This window comes from Microbacterium sp. (assembly GCF_032084865.1).
In the GTDB taxonomy this organism is placed as follows: Bacteria; Actinomycetota; Actinomycetes; order Actinomycetales; family Microbacteriaceae; genus Microbacterium.
Window position 1 is genome coordinate 1 of sequence record NZ_DAMDLU010000230.1, and the last position, 2,141, is coordinate 2,141.

The following is a 2,141-nucleotide window of genomic DNA, read 5'->3' on the forward strand; positions in this document are numbered from 1 at the left end:
GTCGGGCTGCTCGCCGCCGGCGCCGAGCAGCCCGACCCCGTGCGGGGGGACTGGAGCGCGGCATCCGGGTTCGATGCGTGGGCGCGGATGCCGGCATCCGACGTCACCGCGATCTTCGCCGCGAACGACCAGATGGCGCTCGGCGCGCTGCGCGCGCTCGCCGGATCCGGACTCCGAGTGCCCGACGACGTCGCGGTGATCGGCTTCGACGACATCGCGGATGCTGCGAACTTCCAGCCTCCGCTGACGACCGTGCGGCAGGACTTCGATGCTCTCGGGGAACGCGCGGTGTCGGCCCTGGTGGAGTGGATCGAGGGCGCGCGCCCCGCCGACCTGCTCCTCGCCCCTGCGCTCATCCGCCGCGCGAGCGCCTGATCCGGCGCCGGACCGCAGACCCGCCTCAGAGCTCGAGCATCACCTTGATGGCGCGGCGCTCGTCCATCGCCCGGTAGCCCTCGGCCGCGTCGTCGATCGACAGCGTCTGGTCGAACACCGCGCCCGGGTCGATCTGATCGGTCATGATCCGGTCGATCAGGTCGGGCAGGAAGCGGCGCACCGGGGCGGGTCCGCCGTGCAGGTGGATGCCCGAGAGGAACAGCTCCTGCCCGTCCAGGCTCACACCGTGCGAGACGCCGACGAACCCCACGTGCCCACCGGCACGCGTCGAGCGGATGGCCTGCTGCATCGCCTCCTGCGTGCCGACCGCCTCGATCGTGGAGTGAGCGCCGTAGCCGCCCGTCATCTCCTGGATGGCCGCGACTCCGGCATCCCCTCGCGCCTCGACGATGTCGGTCGCGCCGAAGCGACGGGCGAGCTGCTGGCGGTCGGCGTGCCGCGACATGGCGATGATGCGCTCGGCCCCCAGCTGGGACGCCGCGAGGATGCCGAGCAGGCCGACCGCGCCGTCGCCCACGACGGCCACCGTCTTGCCGGGGCCCGCCTCGGCCGCGACCGCTGCGAACCACCCCGTGCCGAGCACGTCAGATGCGGCCAGCAGGCTGCGGCGGCGCTCGGGCGTGATGTCACCGGCGACCTTGACGAGCGTTCCGTCGGCCCAGGGGATCCGGGCGTGCTCGGCCTGCGTGCCGATAGATCCCATCCCGACGACGTGGATGCACCGCGACTGGTAGCCGGCCCGGCAGATCTCGCAGGTGTTGTCGGATGCCATGAACGAGCCGACCACGAAGTCGCCCACCTCGATGTCGCGCACCTCCGAGCCGATCTGCTCGACGACGCCGATGTACTCGTGGCCCATCCGCGACGGGCGCTTCACCGGCGAGATTCCGCGGTAGGGCCAGAGGTCGGAGCCGCAGATGCAGGCGGCGTCGACGCGGATGATCGCGTCGGTCGGCTCCACGAGCTCGGGGGTCGGGACATCCTCGACCCGGACGTCGCCGGGTCCGTGCATGATGGCTGCGCGCATGCGTCTACTCCACCACTCCGCGGCGCGGATTGCGAGGGTCTCGACCCCGGTATCCTGAACGGGTGAGCGCACATCCCGACCGTCGTTTCCCGCGTTCGGTGTTCCGGCAGGGCAGCGAGCCGGACGTGCGCTTCTCGCTCGCGAACGAGCGCACCTTCCTCGCCTGGACCCGCACCGCGCTGGCGCTGATCGCGGGTGGCGTCGCCCTCGAGGCCCTCGCGCTCGACATGTACGCACCGCTGCGACTGGCTGCCTCGCTCGTGCTCATCATCACGGGCATCGTGCTGCCGATCATTGCCTGGGTCGAGTGGTCGCGGGTGGAGCGCGCCATGCGGTTGGGCAGGCCTCTTCCGCAGCCTCCCACGGGGATCGTGCTCGCCGTCGCGGTGGTCGCGTCAGGCGTGCTCGTGCTGCTCGCCGTGCTGCAATGAGCGGTCGCTCCGGCGGATCGGCGGCCGACTCGTCGTGGTCGGGGCCCTTCGACGCCGGCCTGCAGCTCGAGCGCACCTCGCTGTCGTGGCGGCGCACCGCGCTGTCGATCGCGGTCGGCTCGCTGGTCTCGCTGCGGCTGCTTCCGCTGTGGCTGGGCGGCGTGCAGTGGGTGCTGCCGGGAATGGCGGGTCTGCTCGGGGCATCCCTGCTCTGGGGGGTGTCGCGACGACGACATCAGGCGTTCATGGACGACGTCGGGCAGGGCCGCGCCCCGCGCGCGGCCGGG

Annotated in this window: 4 protein-coding genes; 3 read left to right on the forward strand and 1 reads right to left on the reverse strand. The window is 72.2% G+C overall.

What is annotated here, in order from left to right:
• On the forward strand, positions 1-375 hold a 375-nt coding region (locus tag RT309_RS14820; protein WP_313358265.1), incomplete at its 5' end, for a substrate-binding domain-containing protein.
• A 25-nt stretch (positions 376-400) separates the two neighbouring features.
• Here RT309_RS14820 and RT309_RS14825 read toward each other — a convergent pair.
• Positions 401-1,423 carry a zinc-dependent alcohol dehydrogenase family protein gene (locus tag RT309_RS14825; protein WP_313358267.1) on the reverse strand — a complete coding sequence of 341 codons (1,023 nt, stop codon included), beginning with the start codon at positions 1,421-1,423 and terminating at the stop codon, positions 401-403.
• Positions 1,424-1,485: 62 nt separating this feature from the next.
• Here RT309_RS14825 and RT309_RS14830 point away from each other — a divergent pair, with 62 nt between their 5' ends.
• The gene (locus RT309_RS14830) at positions 1,486-1,854 is read left to right on the forward strand and encodes a DUF202 domain-containing protein (protein WP_313358268.1); all 369 of its coding nucleotides are present in this window, start codon (positions 1,486-1,488) and stop codon (positions 1,852-1,854) included.
• Positions 1,851-2,141 (forward strand): DUF202 domain-containing protein (locus RT309_RS14835; protein WP_313358270.1); only part of this gene is annotated, 291 nt, incomplete at its 3' end. The genes RT309_RS14830 and RT309_RS14835, both read left to right, overlap by 4 nt.